Source organism: Nocardia panacis (assembly GCF_003598715.1).
GTDB lineage: Bacteria > Actinomycetota > Actinomycetes > Mycobacteriales > Mycobacteriaceae > Nocardia > Nocardia panacis.
Map to the genome: position 1 here is coordinate 58100 of NZ_QZFU01000045.1, position 17688 is coordinate 75787.

The following is a 17688-nucleotide window of genomic DNA, read 5'->3' on the forward strand; positions in this document are numbered from 1 at the left end:
GCGGTCACAAACCGAGGTCGGCCTCGAACGCGGCCTCTTCGAGCCGGTGGCGGATGGTGGTCAGGAAGCGACCGGCATCCGCACCGTCGATGAGGCGGTGATCGTAGGTCAGCGGCAGGTAGCACATCGAGCGCACGCCGATGGACTCGTTGCCGGTCTCATCGGTGACCACCACCGGACGCTTGACGATCGCACCCGTGCCGAGCATGCCCGCCTGCGGCGGAACCAGGATCGGGGTGTCGAACAGCGCGCCCTGGCTGCCGATATTGGTGATGGTGAAGGTGCCGCCCGCCAACTCGTCCGGCTTCAGGCCGCCCTTGCGCGCCCGATCGGCGATATCGGCGATGGCGCGGGCCAAGCCGGCCAGCGACAGGTCGCTCGCATTGTGGATGACAGGGGACAGCAGACCCTGCTCGGTGTCGACCGCGATACCCAGATGCACCGAGGCGTGGTAGGTGATCTCCTTGGTGGCGTCGTCGTAGCTGGCATTGACATTCGGATGCACGCCCAACGCCTCGACCACGGCCTTGGCGAAGAACGGCAGGAACGTCAGGTTGACGCCCTCGCGCTCCTTGAACGAGGCCTTGGCCTGCGCCCGCAGGTGCGCGATCTTGGTGACGTCGGCCTCGTGCACCTGGGTGAGCTGGGCGGTGTTGCGCAGCGACTCCAGGGTCTTGGCGGCGGTGATCTGCCGGATCCGGCTCGCCTTCTGCACGGTGCCGACCAGGTGCGCCAGTTGCGGACGGGCCGCGGCGGGGGCCTGAGCGGCCGGTGCCGCGGCGGCCGCGGGGGCGGGCGCGACGGCGGGAGCCTTCTTCGACTCTGCGGCGGCGAGCACATCCTGCTTGCGGATGCGGCCGCCCACGCCGGAACCGGCCACGGTGGCCAGGTTGACGTTGTTCTCCTCGGCCAGCTTGCGCACCAGCGGGGTGACGTACGGGGACGCGCCATTGGTGGAGGCCTCGGCCGGGGCGGCGGCAGGTGCCGGGGCAGGAGCCGCCGCGACCGGAGCCGGAGCCGGGGCAGGGGCCGGAGCGGGCGCGGGGGCCGGGGCGGCCGGTGCCGGGGCGGGCGCGGCGGGCGCCGGAGCAACCGCAGCGGGTGCGCCGGAGCCGATCACGCCGAGCTGACCGCCGACGGCGACGACATCGTCCTCCTGCGCGGTGATCTCCAGCAGGGTGCCCGCGACCGGGGACGGGATCTCGGTGTCGACCTTGTCGGTGGAGACCTCGAGCAGCGGCTCGTCGACGGCGACCGGATCACCGACGGCCTTGAGCCAGCGGGTGACCGTGCCCTCGGTGACGGATTCGCCGAGTTCGGGCATCTTCACCGAGGTGCCGGACGCGGCGGCAGGCGCGGGGGCCGGGGCGGGCGCCGGAGCCTGAGCGGCCGGGGCCGGGGCGGGCGCGGGCGTCGGGGCGGGCGCGGCGGGCGCCGGAGCCGGAGCGGGTGCGGCGGCCGGAGCCTCGTTCGCGGCGCTGATCACGCCCAATTCGCCGCCGACCTCGACGACATCGTCTTCCTTGGCGGTGATCTTCGACAGCACACCCGCCGTGGGGGACGGGATCTCGGTGTCGACCTTGTCTGTGGAGACCTCGAGCAGAGGCTCGTCGACCTCGACCGTGTCTCCTTCCTGCTTCAGCCACCTGGTCACCGTTCCCTCGGTGACGCTCTCACCAAGAGCGGGCATCTGGACGGAGAAGGCCATGTCCTCTGACTCCTCTGACTGCTCGTCGGGTTCACAACAGTTGATCCCTCGGCGGACGCCGTCGCGGGTTTGCGCGGGACATCCCTTGCCGCCGAACATTCTGCGCGGCCCGGAGGATCCGTGTGGTTCTTGTACCGCGAACCATCCTTGCACTCGTCCGGGTGCGATGGAGCACAGGGCGTGCCCACGCGCGGGACTGGCAGGATGGAATGACCGGTGCGGCCGCGCGGTCCGGCGCCGGAGTCCGATGCGAAGGAGGTCGGCGTCGATGGGTTTGCTGGATCGTTTCCGGGGCGCCGTGACACGGGGTGGCGGCGCACGTCCGAGACCAGGGGGGAATGAGGATTTCGGATATCTCGCGCAGTGGGTGCGCACCCACGTCGGGGTCGAGGCCTACGTCGAGCCCAAGACCACGGTGACCGATGTCACCGTGGTGCTCATCGCCAACGATGGGGAATGGACCCGCCGTCTCGTCGGTGAACGCGGCGCCCAGCGGTTGGCCCGCGATCTGCGCATCCCCGTCTACGACGTGCGCAAGACCGGTTACCCGCAGCGCATGCGCGACCACGACGCCAGGGTGCGGGCCGAGCGGCGGCGCGCTCTGGAACAGGATCTGCGCGACCTGTAGCGCGCGCCGCCGCGTCATGGCTATTCGGTTGCGGTGTCCTCCGAAGAGATGTCCTCCAACACCGCGATGAGCGTGCGCACCGGAACCCCGGTGCCGCCCTTGCCGATATAGCCGAAGGCGCCACCCGTGTTGTAGGCGGGTCCGGCGACATCCAGGTGCGCCCACTGCACACCCTCCGGCACGAACTCCCGCAGGAACAACCCGGCCGCGAGCATGCCGCCGAACCGGTGCGGGGTGACATTGGCCAGATCGGCGATCTTGGAGTTCAGATCCGCCCGCAGTTCGGTCGGCAGCGGCATCGGCCAACCGTTCTCGCCGACCTCGCGCGAGATCCGGGCCACCCGGTCCCGGAAGTCGTCGGTGCCCATCACACCGGGCGTGCGGGTGCCGAGCGCGACCATTTGCGCGCCGGTCAGCGTGGCCACATCGATGAGGTAGTCGGGGTCGTCCTCGCCCGCGCGCACGATCGCGTCGGCCAGCACCAGCCTGCCCTCGGCGTCGGTATTGAGCACCTCGACGGTGACGCCGCCGTACTGGGTCAGCACATCGCCGGGACGCTGCGCGGTCGCCGAGGGCATGTTCTCGGCCATCGGGACCGTCGCGGTCACCGTGATCGGCAGGCCGAGGCGCGCGACGAGCAGCACCGTGGCGATGACCGCCGCCGCGCCCGCCATATCCGAGGTCATGTGGTCCATGTTCTGGGCCGACTTGATCGAGATGCCGCCGGTGTCGAAGGTGATGCCCTTACCGACCAGCGCGACCTTGGTCGGGCCGCCCCGGTAGGAGAGCCTGATCAGTCGCGGCGGGCGCGAGGAACCCTGACCGACACCGACCACACCGCCGTAACCCTGTGCCGCGAGCTCTTTCTCATCCAGCACCTCGACCTCGAGCCCTGCGGCTTCGGCCAATGCCTGTGCGCGGTCGGCGAATTCGGCCGGGTACAGGTGGCTGGGCGGGGTGTTGACGAAATCGCGCGCGGTGGCGACGGCCTCGGCGATCAGTTGCGCGCGGGTCAGCGCGGTCTCCCCGAATTCCGGTGTGGGAATCAGGAATTCGACCCGCGCCACCGGACGCTCATCGGGTTTCGGCGCGGACCTGTCCGAACGGAACGGGCTGAAGGAGTACGCACCCAGATACGCGCCCTCGGCGGCGGCGCCGAGATCGAGTCCACCGAGGGTGGTGGCGACCAGTTCGGTGCCCGTCAGCGCACGGGTCGCGACCCCGGCCGCGCGCCGCACCTGCTCGGCATCCACCTTCTCCGCCGGACCGAGCCCTACGGCCAACACGCTGGTGACCCCGGCCAGTTCCGTGGGCGCGGGCACCCGCGTCAACTCCTCGGCCTTGCCCTTGGCCCCCACCGCTGCGAGTTGATCCAGCAATTGCGCGCGAATGTCCGCGGTGAGGATGTCGCCGAACAGGTCGTCCGGCGCGATCGCGGGTCCGGTATCGGAGGAGGTGAGTCCGATGATCAACACATCGGTATCGGGTCCCAATGTCAGGCTGCGGGCCAGTTCCGGTCCCAGCGAGCGATCTGCAACAGCTGTCATGCGCCCCAGGCTATGCGCTGCTCCATCCCACCTCGGCCGCGGCCGCAGGCAGTCGATCGACATCGCGCGGCCCGACGCGATTCGCTTCGAACCCACCGGAGATAGGCGGCTTTGATCCGAATCACATCGGGCAGGTGGCAGTGGCGTTGCGGGATAGCTACTTTGGCGGCCACGTCGATCAGAGGAGAAGGTCATGGGAAGTGAGATCGTTGTTCGTCGGGCCGAGGTCGCGGATCGGGATGCGCTGATCGCTGCGTTCGCGCGGGCAGCGGTCGATGAGCCCGCTATCGCCTGGGTCATGGCCGGAAGTCCGGTCGACGGATTCGTTGACGGGTATGTCCCCGAAGTGATCGATCGGGCGTTGGCGACAGACGAGATCTGGGTCGCGGGCGTGGAGGCCGAGATTTGGACGGTGTCGATTTGGCAACACGTCACCTCGACCGAGCGGTTCTTCGCGGAGGCGGCCGAGGCGCAGGGGTTCGCCGAGGCGATGCCCGATATGCAGGTGCTGCGGCGGGCCGCGATCGCGACGCGACTGCAGGCAGACCAGCATCCGACGTCGTTTCCGCACCGGTACTTGCAGATCATCGTGACCGTGCCCGAACACCGGGGGAAGGGATCCGGGGCGGCGTTGGTGGCGGATCGGACGGCGGCCGCTGCGGCGGCGCGGAGTTCGGCATTCCTCGAGGCCAGCAGCGCGCAGTCGGCGAGGTTGTACGCGCGGTACGGGTTCGTGGCCGAACCCCGGACACACACCCTGCCCGAGGGCGGGCCGACGCTGCGACCCATGTGGTACCGGCCGGTGATCGACGCTGCGACAAGGTAGTTCGGGGGACGGTTCGGGTACCGGTCCGTGCACGGGATGGGGCCGATAAGCTTCGGCGGGTGACCGAGTCGAACCTGCTGCAAGGCCCCATTCACGCCGTCCATGTCGAATTGGGCGCTACATTCGCGCCGTTCGGCGGGTGGGAGATGCCCGTGTCGTACGCGGGCACGGTCGCCGAGCATCAGGCGGTGCGCACGGCGGTCGGGCTGTTCGATGTGAGCCACCTCGGGAAGGCGACGGTGCGCGGGGCGGGGGCGGCCGAGTTCGTCAATGCGGCGCTCACCAATGATCTGGGGCGGATTCGGCCGGGGAAGGCGCAGTACACCCTGTGCTGCACGCCCGAGGGCGGTGTCATCGACGACCTCATCGCCTACTACGTGAGCGAGGACGAGATCTTCCTGGTGCCCAATGCGGCCAATACCGCGGCTGTGGTCGCGGAGTTGACGAAGGTCGCGCCGGAAGGCATCACGATCACCGACGAGCATCGCGACTACGCGGTGTTCGCGGTGCAGGGGCCGCGTTCCACCGAGGTGCTCGCCGCGCTCGGCCTGCCGACCGATCAGGAGTACATGGCCTACGTCGACGCCGAGTGGGAGGGCCGTCCGGTGCGGGTCTGCCGGACCGGGTACACCGGTGAGCACGGCTACGAATTGCTGCCGCGCTGGGCCGACGCCGCGGCGCTGTTCCGGGCGTTGACCGAGCAGGTGCGGGCCGCCGATGGTCAGCCCGCCGGGCTCGGCGCGCGCGACACCCTGCGCACCGAAATGGGTTATCCGCTGCACGGTCACGAGTTGTCGCCGGACATCTCGCCCGTCCAGGCCCGCTGTGGTTGGGCGGTCGGGTGGAAGAAGCCGCAGTTCTGGGGCAAGGCGGCGCTGGAGCAGGAGAAGGCCGCCGGTCCGCGCCGAATCCTGCTGGGGCTCGAGGCGCTCGATCGCGGTGTGCTGCGGCAGGGGCAGACGGTGCTGCGTGGGGACGAAGTCGTCGGCGAGACCACCTCGGGCACCTTCTCGCCGACATTGAAGGTCGGCATCGCGCTGGCGCTGATGGATACCGCTGCGGGACTGGAGCCCGGCGCGGAGGTCGAGGTCGACGTGCGTGGGCGACGGCTGCGCTGCAAGGTCGTCCGGCCGCCGTTCGTCGAGGCGCGCACCGCGTAGCGGCGCCTCGAGGCAGCCGCCTGCTCGGGTTGTCGCCTGAGCGGGCGGCCGATGTGGACCACGAATTCGTGGCGAGTCGTTCAGTTGTGGCAGGTCGGGTTCGACTGCCATTCGGGATGCGGCGTCTGTCGCCTCGGGTCGGTCGCATTCCTCGTGCGGCGAATTCCGGCATCGCGGGCGATATCCCATGGGGCGGGCCGATATCGGCGTCCGCCTGTGGGGCGCTGGGCGGTTCGTGGTCGAAAGCGGCGGCGCCCCAGTGTGTTTCGGCGCGAAGGTGAGTCCTTGGTCCGAGTCGGCTTGGCGGGTGGTCGGATTCGACGACGGAGGAGTCCGCGTGCAGCCCATCGGTGGAGGAACCGTGTGACGAAATCGGCGTGTCGCACACGGCGTGTCGTGTTTCGGGTCGGAAATTTTCGAATGGGAAGCGGTGGGGTCGGGACGGGCGGGTCGGTTCGTTCTGCTCAGCGCGCGGCGGGGCGGGCGCGGTGTTGCTGTGCAAGGTGCTCAGCGGGGAGGGGAATGGGTGTCCGCGCAGGTCGGCCCGGTCGGGACGGGTGGACAAACGGGTTAGCGGATCGGCCGCCACGCCGCGCGCGGGCGCGGATAGGATCGGGTCATGACCGTCGCTGCACAGTTCACTCGCATACCGCATCCCGCTCCCACCCCGGCGCAGCGAGTACACGAGATACTGGCGGCGCCCGGCTTCGGTCGTCACTTCACCGATCACATGGTCGGCATCGACTACACCACCGAAGGCGGCTGGGACAATGCCGCCGTCACCCCCTACGCGCCGCTGCAGATGGACCCGGCCACCATGGTCTTCCACTACGGCCAGGCCATCTTCGAGGGTCTGAAGGCGTACCGGCAGCCGGACGGCAGCATCTCCTGCTTCCGCGTCGAGGCCAATGCCGCCCGTTTCCGCCGCTCCGCGCGCCGCATGGCCATGGCCGAACTGCCCGACGAGCTGTTCGTCGAATCCATTCGCCAACTGCTCGCCGTCGACGCCGACTGGGTGCCCGCGGCGGGTGGTGAGGATTCGCTCTACCTGCGTCCGTTCATGGTGGCCACCGAGGCCGGGCTCGGCGTGAAACCCGCCTCCGCCTACAAGTACCTGCTGCTCGCCTCGCCTGCTGGCGCCTACTTCCCGCGCGGGATCAAGCCGGTGCGCGTGTGGGTCTCCGCCGAGTACGTGCGCGCGGCTCCGGGCGGCACCGGTGAGGCCAAGGTCGCGGGCAATTACGCCGCCTCGCTGCTGGCCCAGGCCGAAGCCTCGGAGAAGGGTTGCGACCAGGTCATCTGGCTCGACGCCTGCGAGCGCCGCTACGTGGAGGAAATGGGCACCAACAACCTGTTCTTCGTCTACGGCTCCGGTTCGCAGGCCCGGCTGGTCACCCCGGAGCTGTCGGGTTCGCTGCTGGCAGGCATCACCCGCGACTCGCTGCTGACGCTGGCCGCCGACTCCGGCTACCAGGTGGAGGAGCGCAGGATCTCCATCGAGGAGGTGCGCAAGGGCGCGGAATCCGGTGAGATCACCGAGGCTTTCGGCTGTGGCACCGCCGCTGTCATCACCCCGGTCGGCTGGTTCCGTTCCGCCGACGGCGAATTCGCCATCGGCGGCGGCGAGGCGGGCGAGGTCACGATGGCGCTGCGCGAAACGCTCACCGGTATTCAGCGCGGCACCTTCGCCGATATCCACGGGTGGATGTCGCCGATGTGAATCGGTAAGGCGCACCGGCCGCCTTCGCTGCGGCTATGCGCGGGTCTGTGGACGGCTTCGCCGGCAGCGCCCATTGGGCGTACCTTCTGCGCAGGTCCATGGACAGGTAATCGCGCGCCCGTCGACTTCGGTCGGCGGGCGCGTTCGTGTTCTTCGGAGGATGCAAGCGTTGTCCTGCGGAACCTGGCTACCGAGACGACGCTGATCTCGTACGCGAAATTCTCAGCTCGGCATGAGCATGTGCCACTGCTCGAGCGTCTGCGGACGCATGACGTAATTGTTGTCGCGGATATGCGACAGCGCGGCCGAGGGCTCGTCGGAGTACCAGTGTCCGGGATAGACCACCGGGTCGCCCGCCAGACCGGCGAGGTAGCGCAGGCTGCGGAACATCTCCGCCGAGTCGCCGCCCGGAAAATCGGTGCGTCCGCAACCGTCGACGAACAGGGTGTCGCCCGCGATGAGGCGATTGTCGAATAGGAAGCATTGGCTGCCCGGTGTGTGGCCGGGGGTGTGCAGCAGTTCGATCTCGAACGCGCCGACGCCCACCTTGTCGCCGTGCTCGTGCCCGGTCAGTTCGCCTGCGGCGATCCCCGTGACATTGGCGACCCAATCCAGTTCCTGCGCGTTGACGTGCACCGGAACCTGAACCTGCTCCAACAGTTCCCGCACCCCGCCGAGAGTGAACCCGAGCATGGAGCCGCCCACGTGGTCGGGGTGATGATGCGTGGCCAGCACACCGGTGAGCCGCAGCCCGTCCGCCTGCGCCACCTCGACCAGATCGGCGGCCCGATAAGCCGGATCGACCACCACACACTCCCCGGCCTCCCGATCCCCGATCAGGTAGGCGAAATTGCGCATTTGCGTCGCGATGGGATCACCGACCGCGTAGTCGCGTCCGGACAGGAGTTGGCGAAAGTACAAGCGCTCGGAGGGCATCTGCCCACCTTATTTGCCCGACCTGTTGGGTTCTTCGCCAAGCCGCCTTCCAGACGCGGGGCAAGCGCGTGCCTGAATGCTCGACCGGCCGCGCCCCGGCGTGGGCGAATCCCGCGCGTCGGTGGTCGCTCAGCCGAGCGCGCACCCCACTGCCGTGAACGCAGTCGCGACTTCCACGGCCGCTCCGAGCACATCTCCCGACAGCCCCCCGAATCGCCGCACGCAATGCGCGACCACGATGGACGTCATCACCAACACCACTGTCACGGCAATCGGCCCGACCCAATAGTGGTGCGGCCCAACAAAGTACCCGCCAACGATGGCGAGCAGGCCCCAAGCGGCGCCCGTCGAGATCCGCTGTGTCCCCGCCACCAGTGCCCCGAACCCGGCGCCCGGTGCGGCCTCGATCCCGTGTCGGCACGCGAAAACCACTGCGACCCGCCCCGCGGCCACCGCGAGCCCGATCGCGGCCCAGCGCCCTTCCTCGGCCAACCGCGCGAACGAAACCGCCTGGATCCCAATGGCGAACACGATCGCCGCCACCCCGAACGGTCCCGCCCCGCCGCTTTTCATGATCTCTCTGGCCCGTTCCGGCGGCCCATAGACCCCCAGCCCATCCGCGGTGTCGGCGAGCCCATCCAAATGCATTCCCCGCGTGAGCATCCCGAGCGCCCCGACCGCCAGCAAGCCCGCCAGGAGCGTGCCTGCCCCCGCCTGACTCAACCCCCAAACCACCCCGGCCGCCGCACCTCCGAGCAATATCCCAACAAACGGCGCCAACGCGATAGCCCGCCCTGCCATCGCCCGATCCACCGTCCGCGGTCCGCGCACCGGCAATACCGTCAACCACGACAGCGCCAACCGCGCCCCATTCATCCGCGCACTCCGCCCGGTCCGAAACCCGGCCGGACTTCGAGACAGGACTTAGGCGTGTCGGTCATTTACTGAGGTCGACACCGGGGGCCTCGCCGGTACTGACGCCCGCCTCGTCGAAGGTGGACATCTCGGCGAGCGCGGCCACGGCGGCACGGAGCACGGGAAGCGCGGCCAAAGCGCCGGAACCTTCGCCGAGCCGCATATCCAACTCCAGGATGGGTTTGAGGTCGAGGTGGGTCAGGGCCAGGGTGTGGGCGGGTTCGGTGGAGCGGTGGCCCGCCTGCCACCACGAGGTCGCGCCGGGAGCCAGGTCCGCGGCTATGACGGCCGCGGCGGTGACGACGAGGCCGTCCAGGATGACCGGGGTGCGGCGGACAGCCGCTTGGACGAGGAAGCCCGCCATGGCCGCGATATCGGCGCCGGAGGCGGTGCGCAGCAGTTCCACCGGGACCCTGGAGACGGGGCGGGCGCGGCGCATGGCGTCGCGGATGGCGGCGACCTTGCGGCACCAGCCCGCGTCATCGATGCCGGTGCCGCGACCGACGGCGGCGATGGGTTCGGTGTCGGTGCGGGTGGCGATGAGTACGGTGGCGGGGGTGGTGTTGCCAATGCCCATATCGCCCGCGATCAGCAGGTCGGCGCCGCCGTCGATCTCCTCGTCGGCGATGGCGCGGCCCGCCGCCAGCGCGGCCTGCACCTCGGTTTCGGTGAGCGCGTCCTCCCGATCGATGGATCCGCTGGATCGGCGCACCTTGTGCCCGCCGACGCGCGGATCGGTGTCCGCGTCGACGGCGAGGTCGACGACCCGCACGCTCGCCCCCGCCACCTCGGCCAGCGCGTTCACCGCCGCGCCGCCGCCGAGGAAATTGGCCACCATCTGCGCGGTGACCTCGCTCGGATAGGCGGAGACGCCGTGGTGCGCGATGCCGTGATCGCCCGCGAACACCACCACCCTGGCCCGCGCGAACTGCTTGGGCGGGCAGCTTCCCTGGCAGGCCGCGACCCAGTTGCCCAGCGCCTCGAGTCGCCCGAGCGCCCCGGCCGGTTTGGTCAGTCGGCCCTGCCGCTGCTCGGCCTGCTCGCGCACCGCCGCGTCGGGCACCGCAACCGCTCCGAATCCGCTTGTCACTGTCCAGCCTTCCGGTCCGTGGCATCTATCGGCCCAATCTTGCCCGCCCGTCCGGTTCGCGCGCACATCGCCCGTGTTCGGCGAGCCGGAGCGGCGTGTGGCGACACGGTCGCGGATTCGGGGCGGTTCGGCGTCGTCCGGATCCGCTTCCGGACACCCTGTCCTGAAACGGTCGGACGATTTCCGGAAGCGTGCGGGCCTGCGCCGCGCACTATTTCAAGCGCATCGGCAGTCCCGCGACCACCAGGAACACTTCGTCGCACGCACGGGCGAGTCGCTGGTTCACCAGGCCGATCTCGTCACGGAACAGGCGGCCCGAACGGTGTGCGGGGATCACGCCCATGCCGACCTCCGGGCTGACGATCACCAAGCGTTCCCGATACGCGTCGACCGCCGCGACGAGCGCGTCGGCGTCCGGGGCGACGGTGCCGCGCGGGGCGTCCCAGGCGGCGCGGGCATCGAGGCGCGCGGTGAGCCAGGTCCCGATGTCATCGATCAGTGTGACGGGGAAGGGCGTGCCGAGAACGGCGGCGGGATCGGCGCTTTCGATCGTGGTCCAGTCGGCGGGGCGGCGGGCGCGATGGCCCGCGATGCGAGTGGCGAAGTCGGTGTCGCTCGGATCGAGGACGGCGGTGGCGAGGTAGCGGACCGGCCGGGCTTGCCGCGTCACCAGTTCCTCGGCGTAGGTCGACTTGCCCGAGCGGGCTCCGCCGAGCACCAGGGTTCGCTGCGCACTGTCGGACACGCGAGCACGGTAGCAACCCTCCGGTGCGGTGCCCCGAAGTTCTGCGGGCCTGATGATCCCCTATTGCGATAATCGGCCACCGGGAAAGAAAAAGCGCGTGCCCGACCGATATTCGGTCGGGCACGCGCGGTGTCCACCTGCGTGGAACGCGACCTCAGACCGCGGCGCCCGGACTGACCCGCGGCTTGGGCGCGCGCATCTTGCGAATCTGGGAGGCGCGCACGAACGCGTACCATCCGAGCCCGAACCCGCCGTCGGTGGTCTCCGGGAAACGCTCGCGCACCCGATTGTTGACCATGCGGCCCAGGATGACGCCCTCCACCATCATGAACAGCATCATCACCAGCATGGCCAGCGTGACGATGGTCTGCAGCGCGGGCGCGACGAACATGGACAGGATCAGCACCAGCGCCATCGGCATGAACAGCCCGACCAGATTGCGGCGCGCGTCGACCAGGTCGCGCACGTAGGCCCGCACCGGACCCTTGTCGCGGGGGAGCAGGAACTTGTCCTCGCCCGCGAGCATTCTGGCGCGCCGGTCCTGCGCCTCGGCGCGGCGCTCGGCGGAGGACGCCTTGCGCTCGGCCCTGCTGCCGCGCAGGGCGCGGCGGCGGGCGCGCGCCTCCTTGGCCGTATGCGGGGCGGGGGCGACGGGTCCGCGTCGTTTGCCCTGCGCTTCACGGCGTTTCGGGGTTGGTCGGCCCTTACCCTCGGTGGCGGTGGCCGTCCGACGAGTGGATTCTGCGGCGTCGCCGTCCGCGACCGCCGTCGCCTCGGCGCTCGCGTCGGTGGTGCTGGACTCGCCGCGACGGAACAATTTCACGCGACCAGGCTATTCGATGCGCCAGCCGTCGCGAAACGCGGTCCGCCCGCCCGCGCCCGCAGGGGACTGCACCGGCCGCCCGCCTCGGTGGCAAGATGGGAATAAGCAGCCAACTCATTGGTGTTGATCGACACGACCAGACGTGTCCCTTAGGAGAGTTCATGACTGTGCAGAACGAGACCGCCGTCCACGGTGTGACTCTGACCGAAGCCGCCGCCGCCAAGGCCAAGGCCCTGCTGGACCAGGAGGGCCGCGACGATCTGGCCCTGCGGATCGCGGTGCAGCCGGGCGGCTGTGCCGGATTGCGCTACCAGCTCTTCTTCGACGACCGCTCCCTCGACGGCGACCTGACCGTCGATTTCGCGGGCGTCAAGCTCGCGGTCGACAGGATGAGCGCCCCCTATGTGCAGGGCGCCTCGATCGATTTCGTCGACACCATCGAGAAGCAGGGCTTCACGATCGACAACCCGAATGCCACCGGGTCCTGCGCCTGCGGCGACTCGTTCAACTGATCGGCGGATCCACCGGCGGGCGAGTCGGGTGAGCTACGGTGAAGACCGGGACTGTAGTCCCGGTCTTTTTCCGCTGCTTGCCGTCTACCGTTGAAGGGCTCGCTCTCGTGTCCATCGCCGTTTCCGCGTCCATCGCGACCGACCACCTGATGCGTTTTCCAGGTCGATTCGCCGACGCTCTGCTTGCCGACCAACTCGATCACGTATCCCTGAGCTTCCTCGTCGACGATCTGCAGATCCGGCGCGGCGGCGTCGCGGGCAATATCGCCTTCGCCATGGGCGTGCTCAATCGCGCCCCGCTGCTCGTCGGCGCGGTCGGCGCGGATTTCGCCGAATACCGCGCGTGGCTCGAGCGCCACGGCGTCGATTGCTCGGGTGTGCTGATCTCCGCCAAGGCGCACACCGCCCGCTTCGTGTGCACCACCGATGACGATATGGCCCAGATTGCCTCGTTCTATCCGGGCGCGATGAGCGAGGCCCGCGATATCGCCATCGCCGATCTGGCCGAGGATCACGCGCTGGAGTTGCTGCTGGTCGGCGCGAACGATCCGGCGGCCATGCTGGCCCACACCGCACAGGCCCGCGCGCTCGGTATCCCGTTCGCGGCCGACCCGTCCCAGCAGCTGGCCCGCCTCGACGGCGAGCAGGTGCTGACCCTGATCGAGGGCGCCGCCTACCTGTTCACCAATAGGTACGAGTGGGCCCTGCTGCTGCAGAAGACGGGCCTGACCGAGGACGAGGTGGCCGCCAAGGTCGGTATCCGGGTCACCACGCTCGGCAAGGACGGCGTGCGCGTGGTGGATCGCGACGGCACGACCGTCGATGTGGGGGTGGTGCCGGAGAAGGAGCGGGTCGAGCCCACCGGCGTCGGCGACGCGTTCCGCGCGGGCTTCCTCACCGGCCACACCGCGGGGCTGAGCCTGGAGCGTTCGGCGCAGTTGGGTTCGCTCATCGCGGTCCTGGTGTTGGAGACCATGGGCACCCAGGAGTGGACGCTGAACAAGGACGAGGCCGTCGAGCGGCTCACTGCCGCCTACGGCGCGGATGCGGCGGCGGAGATCAAGCCGCTGCTCTGATCGCGGAGCTGAGGGTGCCCCTGAACCGAAAGGTTCAGGGGCACCGCTTTGTTCAGAGCGAGACCGGGTACGTGGGCTCCTTGATGTCCGGCTTGATCCGGTCCTCGACGAAGATGCCGTGCCAGATCATGAACACCAGCAGCGTCCACAGCCTGCGGCTGTGATCGGCCCGCCCGGCCCGGTGCTCGTCGAGCATGGTTTTGACGGCCGCCTTGTGCAGCAGGTGATCGGTCTGGGATTCGGCGATCTGCTGCTGCGCCCAGTCGTAGAGTTCGCTGCCGCGCAGCCAATGCCGCAGCGGCACCGGGAAACCGAGTTTGGGTCGGTGCAGCACATGCGCCGGGATGATCGGCTCCAGCGCGCGCCGCAGCGCGTACTTGGTGGTGTCCCTGGTGAGTTTCTGGTCGACCGGGAGTTGTTCGGCGACCTTCAGCACCTCGGCGTCCAGGAACGGCACCCGCAGCTCCAGCGAGTTGGCCATGGTGACCTTGTCGGCCTTGACCAGGATGTCGCCGCGCAGCCAGGTGAACAGGTCCAGGTGCTGCATGCGGGCTGTCGGATCCCAGCCGCGCGATTCGGCGTAGATGGGGGCGGTGACGTCCTGGTGGGTCCACTCGGGGCGGAATTCCCGCAGCACCGAACGCAATTGGGCGTCGTTGAAATTGCGCGCGTTGCCGTAGTAGCGCTGTTCGAGCGACAGCGAACCCCGGTGCAGCAGACTCTTGCCCCTGGTGCCGTCGGGAATCCGCTCCGACAGCCGCCCCACCAGCTTGCGCAGCCCGCCGGGCAGATACTCGAATGGCTTGAGCGAGAGCGGTTCCCGGTAGATGGTGTACCCGCCGAACAATTCGTCGGCCCCCTCGCCCGACAGCACCACCTTGACGTGCTTGCGGGCCTCCTTGGCCACGAAGTACAGCGGGACCAGCGCGGGATCGGCCACCGGATCGTCGAGATACCAGACGATCTCGGGAATGGACTGCGCGAATTCGGTGGGGGAGACGATCTTGACGATATGTTCCGCGCCGATGGCCGCGGCCGTCTCGGCGGCCACATCGGCCTCCGAGTAGCCCGCCCGCTCGAAGGCGCTGGTGAAGGTGATGAGCTTGGGGTTGTGCCGGATGGCCAGCGCCGCCGTGGCGGTGGAGTCGATACCGCCGGACAGGAACGCCCCGACGGTGACATCGGCGCGCATATGTTTGGCGACCGAATCCTCCAGCGCGGCGGTGATCTCCCGAATGCGGGCGTCCACGGTGCCCGGTGCGAAGGCGCGCGCGGCGAAACGCGGGCGGAAGTAGCGCGAGATCTCCGGTGCGGCACCGGGTTTCACCACCGCGCAGCTACCCGACTCGAGGCGGCGGATAGCGCGGTGCAGCGTCTCGGGCTCGGGCACGTACTGGAGCACCGTGTAGTGCTCCAGGGCGCGCGGGTCCAACTCGTCGGTGCGGCCGAGGGCGGGCAGCAGTTCGAGCAGACTCTTCTTCTCGCTGCCGAAGGCGGTGCCGCCCTGGCCGGTGGCCAGGAACAGCGGTTTGATGCCGAACGGATCGCGGGCCAGGAACAACTCGTGGGTCTCGGTATCCCAGATGGCGAAGGCGAACATGCCGCGCAACTTGCCCAGCACCTCTCGGCCCCAGTAGTGGAAGCCCGCGACGATGGCCTCACCGTCGCCTTCGGTGCGGAACAGCGAATCATCCGGATATTCGGCCCCGTGCGCGGCCGCCAACTCCGCGCGCAATTCGAGATAGTTGTAGATCTCGCCATTGAAGGTGAGCGCGTAGCGCTCCCGATTCTCCGGCGGACCCCACCGCAGCGGCTGGTGCGAATGTTCGATATCGATGATCGACAAGCGGTTGAACCCGAAGATCATGTGCTCGTCGTGCCAGGTCCCGCGCTCATCGGGGCCGCGGTGCCGCACACAGTGCAACGCGTGGTAAACCCGCGCCACGACGTCCTCGGTTGCCGCATCAGATGTCAGGAATCCGAGCAGTCCACACACGGCGTCGGCGACCTCGTTTCTGTCGTGCCCCCTAGGCGGGGCGAATCAATTGTCTTGCGGGGTGTGCTCATCGGCGGCAGCGCACGATACCCGTGCCTTGCCCGCGCGGTGCGGGGTCACCGAAATGCCGTGTCCGAGTATGCCGCACGCGCGGCGCGCGTGCGCGGGCGGTGCGTCGTCCCAGGTGGCCGCCGACGGTGGGGTGTCGGGCCGCCGACGGCGGAGTGTCGTAGCCGACCCGACGCCAAAGATAACGCCGGTTTGGTCTACGCTGCGTAGTACTCAGGTCATTCTCAGTTGGCGCGTGTACGACGCGGCGTCGCCGAGAGGACCTGAAACGTGCTTGATTAGGTGTCGGCGGGCGTTCGCGGTCCGCCAGGCGCTTTTGTCGGAAGTGTGGCGACCAGGAAGGCGTGAGCGTGGCGCACAGGACGAGCGAAGAGATCGGGGCACGACCCGGCACGGGTCGGCGGGGCCGACTCCTGCGGCGGGCCGGGCTGGCGGTGTCCCTTGGGATCACCGCGGTGCTCGTCTCGGGCTGCTCGATCGACAATGTATGGCTGCGATTCGGCTGGCCCTCCGGCGTCACCCCGCAGGCGACCAGGATGCGCGAGCTGTGGACCTGGTCGGTGCTGGCCGCGCTCGCCATGGGCGTGCTCGTCTGGGGCCTGACCTTCTGGACCATCGCCTTCCACCGCAAGAAGGCCGACTCGCCGGAATTCCCCCGCCAGACCGGCTACAACGTGCCGCTGGAGCTGACCTACACCGCGATCCCGTTCGTGATCATCGCGGTGCTGTTCTACTTCACCGTCGTCGTGCAGAACTACGTGCACGAGAAGGTGGCCAACCCGGATGTGACGGTCGATGTCACCGCCTTCCAGTGGAACTGGAAGTTCGGCTACCGCGGTGTCGACTTCAAGGACGGCTACAGGTTCGACGGCATCGACAAAGAGAAGGAATCGGCCAACCAGGAGCAGCTCGAGAAGTACAAGGAGCGCACCGAGGACGGTCACCCGCAGCCGGGTCCGGTGCACGGCAAGCCGGAGAACGACATCCTCTCCTACCTGCACTACGACAAGGTGGAGACCGTCGGTTCCTCCACCGAGGTGCCGGTCCTGGTGCTGCCGACCAATAAGGTCATCGAGTTCCAGCTCGCCGCCGCCGACGTCATCCACGCGTTCTGGGTGCCGGAATTCCTGTTCAAGCGCGACGTGATGCCCAACCCGAAGGAAAACCACTCCGACAACACCTTCCAGATCACCAAGATCGAGAAGGAGGGCGCGTTCGTCGGTCGCTGCGCCGAGATGTGCGGCACCTTCCACTCGATGATGAACTTCGAGGTCCGCGCCGTCACCCCGGAGAAGTTCACCAAGTACCTCGAGGCACGCAAGTCGGGCAAGACCAACGCCCAGGCGCTCGCGGACATCAACGAGTCGCCCGTCGCCACGTCCACCAGGCCGTTCAACACCGACCGCACCCTCAAGACCGCGGCCGAGGCAAAGTAAGGACCTCCATCCCATGAAGATCGAAGCGCGGATTTTCGAACTGCTCACGGTGTTCTTCATCATCGTGGCGATCGTCTACGGCTTCTTCACCGGTCAGTCGCGCACCGGCGTCGAGTGGGCGGGCACCACGGCCATCGTGCTCACCGCCGGACTGTCGCTGATCATCGGCACCTACTTCCGATTCGTGGCCCGCAGGCTCGACCTGCGCCCGGAGGATTACGAGGACGCCGAGATCGTCGACGGCGCGGGTGATCTCGGCTTCTTCTCGCCGGGCAGCTTCTGGCCGATCACCCTGGCCGCCGCCGGTGCGGTGACGGCCCTGGGTCTGGCCTTCTTCCAGTTCTGGCTGATCGGTGTCGGCGTGCTGTGCGTGCTCGCCGCCGCGGGCGGTCTCGTCTTCGAGTATCACCTCGGCCCGGAGAAGCACTGAGCCATCGGCTCGAACGAAGCACTGAGCCGCAGGCTCCGAGAGAGCATTGAGCCGTAGTTCCAGAGCGCCCC

The 17688-nt window shown here is 68.7% G+C and carries 16 protein-coding genes; 8 read left to right on the forward strand and 8 right to left on the reverse strand.

Going from position 1 to position 17688, the window contains the following annotated elements:
- Positions 1–4 precede the first annotated feature (4 nt).
- Positions 5–1708, reverse strand: a complete 1704-nt coding sequence (gene sucB / locus D5S18_RS30810) for a 2-oxoglutarate dehydrogenase, E2 component, dihydrolipoamide succinyltransferase (protein ID WP_120044648.1) — start codon at positions 1706–1708, stop codon at positions 5–7.
- Between the two features lie 268 nt (positions 1709–1976).
- Between sucB and D5S18_RS30815 the strand changes: the two genes are divergently transcribed.
- Positions 1977–2336: an oxidoreductase gene (locus tag D5S18_RS30815; protein WP_120044649.1), complete on the forward strand. Its 360-nt coding sequence runs from the start codon at positions 1977–1979 to the stop codon at positions 2334–2336.
- Positions 2337–2356: 20 nt separating this feature from the next.
- Here D5S18_RS30815 and D5S18_RS30820 read toward each other — a convergent pair whose 3' ends face one another.
- Entirely contained in the window at positions 2357–3883 is a 1527-nt protein-coding gene (locus D5S18_RS30820) for a leucyl aminopeptidase (protein ID WP_120044650.1), read from the reverse strand.
- A 193-nt stretch (positions 3884–4076) separates the two neighbouring features.
- Here D5S18_RS30820 and D5S18_RS30825 point away from each other — a divergent pair, with 193 nt between their 5' ends.
- The 3 genes from D5S18_RS30825 (at position 4077) to D5S18_RS30840 (ending at position 7589) form a co-directional block, all read left to right on the forward strand.
- On the forward strand, positions 4077–4709 hold the full coding sequence (locus tag D5S18_RS30825; RefSeq protein ID WP_120044651.1) for a GNAT family N-acetyltransferase: 633 nt from the start codon (positions 4077–4079) through the stop codon (positions 4707–4709).
- A 59-nt stretch (positions 4710–4768) separates the two neighbouring features.
- A complete protein-coding gene (gcvT, locus tag D5S18_RS30830) occupies positions 4769–5869 on the forward strand; it encodes a glycine cleavage system aminomethyltransferase GcvT (protein ID WP_120044652.1) in 1101 nt (366 codons plus the stop codon).
- Positions 5870–6488: 619 nt separating this feature from the next.
- On the forward strand, positions 6489–7589 hold the full coding sequence (locus tag D5S18_RS30840; protein WP_120044654.1) for a branched-chain amino acid aminotransferase: 1101 nt from the start codon (positions 6489–6491) through the stop codon (positions 7587–7589).
- Positions 7590–7811: 222 nt separating this feature from the next.
- Here D5S18_RS30840 and D5S18_RS30845 read toward each other — a convergent pair whose 3' ends face one another.
- The 5 genes from D5S18_RS30845 to D5S18_RS30865 all read right to left on the reverse strand — a co-directional run bounded on the left by D5S18_RS30845 (position 7812) and on the right by D5S18_RS30865 (position 12098).
- On the reverse strand, positions 7812–8525 hold the full coding sequence (locus D5S18_RS30845) for an MBL fold metallo-hydrolase (protein ID WP_120044655.1): 714 nt from the start codon (positions 8523–8525) through the stop codon (positions 7812–7814).
- 129 nt (positions 8526–8654) lie between these two features.
- Positions 8655–9401, reverse strand: coding sequence for an adenosylcobinamide-GDP ribazoletransferase (locus tag D5S18_RS30850; RefSeq protein ID WP_120044656.1), 747 nt, complete (start codon positions 9399–9401; stop codon positions 8655–8657).
- Between the two features lie 61 nt (positions 9402–9462).
- Positions 9463–10530 (reverse strand): nicotinate-nucleotide--dimethylbenzimidazole phosphoribosyltransferase, encoded by a 1068-nt coding sequence (gene cobT / locus D5S18_RS30855; RefSeq protein WP_120044657.1) that lies wholly within the window; start codon positions 10528–10530, stop codon positions 9463–9465.
- 211 nt (positions 10531–10741) lie between these two features.
- Positions 10742–11275: a bifunctional adenosylcobinamide kinase/adenosylcobinamide-phosphate guanylyltransferase gene (gene cobU, locus D5S18_RS30860; protein WP_239004103.1), complete on the reverse strand. Its 534-nt coding sequence runs from the start codon at positions 11273–11275 to the stop codon at positions 10742–10744.
- 154 nt (positions 11276–11429) lie between these two features.
- Complete coding sequence (locus D5S18_RS30865) at positions 11430–12098, reverse strand: DUF3043 domain-containing protein (protein ID WP_120044658.1); 669 nt, start codon at positions 12096–12098, stop codon at positions 11430–11432.
- Between the two features lie 161 nt (positions 12099–12259).
- Between D5S18_RS30865 and D5S18_RS30870 the strand changes: the two genes are divergently transcribed.
- Positions 12260–12610 carry a HesB/IscA family protein gene (locus tag D5S18_RS30870; protein WP_120044659.1) on the forward strand — a complete coding sequence of 117 codons (351 nt, stop codon included), beginning with the start codon at positions 12260–12262 and terminating at the stop codon, positions 12608–12610.
- A 107-nt stretch (positions 12611–12717) separates the two neighbouring features.
- Entirely contained in the window at positions 12718–13686 is a 969-nt protein-coding gene (locus D5S18_RS30875) for a carbohydrate kinase family protein (RefSeq protein ID WP_120044660.1), read from the forward strand.
- Positions 13687–13738: 52 nt separating this feature from the next.
- Here D5S18_RS30875 and asnB read toward each other — a convergent pair whose 3' ends face one another.
- Positions 13739–15682, reverse strand: coding sequence for an asparagine synthase (glutamine-hydrolyzing) (gene asnB / locus D5S18_RS30880; RefSeq protein ID WP_120044661.1), 1944 nt, complete (start codon positions 15680–15682; stop codon positions 13739–13741).
- A 419-nt stretch (positions 15683–16101) separates the two neighbouring features.
- On the opposite strand from asnB, the gene ctaC reads away from it, so the two are divergent.
- Complete coding sequence (ctaC, locus tag D5S18_RS30885; protein ID WP_120044914.1) at positions 16102–17187, forward strand: aa3-type cytochrome oxidase subunit II; 1086 nt, start codon at positions 16102–16104, stop codon at positions 17185–17187.
- A 13-nt stretch (positions 17188–17200) separates the two neighbouring features.
- Entirely contained in the window at positions 17201–17617 is a 417-nt protein-coding gene (locus D5S18_RS30890) for a cytochrome c oxidase subunit 4 (RefSeq protein WP_120044662.1), read from the forward strand.
- Positions 17618–17688 lie beyond the last annotated feature (71 nt).

Bases quoted from the DNA above. Each gene is read 5' to 3' on its own strand.
- sucB (WP_120044648.1), bottom strand. From the start codon at position 1,708: ATGGCCTTCTCCGTCCAGATGCCCGCTCTTGGTGAGAGCGTCACCGAG.
- D5S18_RS30815 (WP_120044649.1), top strand. From the start codon at position 1,977: ATGGGTTTGCTGGATCGTTTCCGGGGCGCCGTGACACGGGGTGGCGGC.
- D5S18_RS30820 (WP_120044650.1), bottom strand. From the start codon at position 3,883: ATGACAGCTGTTGCAGATCGCTCGCTGGGACCGGAACTGGCCCGCAGC.
- D5S18_RS30825 (WP_120044651.1), top strand. From the start codon at position 4,077: ATGGGAAGTGAGATCGTTGTTCGTCGGGCCGAGGTCGCGGATCGGGAT.
- D5S18_RS30840 (WP_120044654.1), top strand. From the start codon at position 6,489: ATGACCGTCGCTGCACAGTTCACTCGCATACCGCATCCCGCTCCCACC.
- D5S18_RS30845 (WP_120044655.1), bottom strand. From the start codon at position 8,525: ATGCCCTCCGAGCGCTTGTACTTTCGCCAACTCCTGTCCGGACGCGAC.
- D5S18_RS30850 (WP_120044656.1), bottom strand. From the start codon at position 9,401: ATGAATGGGGCGCGGTTGGCGCTGTCGTGGTTGACGGTATTGCCGGTG.
- D5S18_RS30870 (WP_120044659.1), top strand. From the start codon at position 12,260: ATGACTGTGCAGAACGAGACCGCCGTCCACGGTGTGACTCTGACCGAA.
- D5S18_RS30890 (WP_120044662.1), top strand. From the start codon at position 17,201: ATGAAGATCGAAGCGCGGATTTTCGAACTGCTCACGGTGTTCTTCATC.